We start from the raw sequence: 751 nt of genomic DNA on the forward strand, positions 1-751 counted from the left end.
TATATCAATATGTTTTTTAATATGTAAAAATTCTAAAATATTTAAAAAAGCATTAGGTATGTAAAATTGATCTAAACTAAGTTGTAAAAAATGATTCATATTATGCATAGAAAAAATATCATTATCTTTAATCACATCATCTTTATTTAGATTAAATAACATAACTCCACCAAAACCCAATAAGCTTAAATTTTTTAAATTCTCTAAAGCTTTTCTTTTTTCTAAATCAATTTGAAGCATTTTTTGCATTGTTTGTCCTTTTATTTTAATTTTACTTTAAATATTTTTTTGTTTTGATTAAATTACTCTTTTATATTATGTTCTTTAGCATAAGCTAGTATTTTAGCTCTTAAATCCTCTGGAAAATTATATCTATATATGGCGGGAATTCTTGGATCAAGGAGTTTATCTAATTGATAATTTTTATAATCCCATTCTAATCTTTCTGGACTAAAATAATAAGGTGCATTAGGATAGCCTTGAGGTGGAGTTAGAGCTGCGAGTTTGGCCTCCAATACCAATGAATCCATAAATAATTTAGCCGATTCTTCGCTTCTATAATTATTTATATCTACATGGTAATTAATTGTCATACCATTTTGATACCCATCCATATAACGATCAAATTCTCTTCTGCTTTCATAAGTAGAATCTACATCCCTTGGATCTTTTATCTTACCCTCAACTATATCACTTCTTAAGGCTTTATATATTTTTCCCCATGCATCAAAATTAAATTGATAAACATTTA

At 25.8% G+C, this 751-nt stretch carries 2 pseudogenes; both read right to left on the bottom strand.

The features are described from left to right. A pseudogene (locus L8X97_RS08275) lies at positions 1-249 on the bottom strand (hypothetical protein); the annotation flags it as partial. Positions 250-302: 53 nt separating this feature from the next. Then, positions 303-751 (bottom strand): annotated as a pseudogene (locus L8X97_RS08280) (hypothetical protein); the annotation flags it as partial.

Source organism: Campylobacter sp. CNRCH_2013_0671h, assembly GCF_025773055.1.
In the GTDB taxonomy this organism is placed as follows: Bacteria; Campylobacterota; Campylobacteria; order Campylobacterales; family Campylobacteraceae; genus Campylobacter_D; species Campylobacter_D lari_D.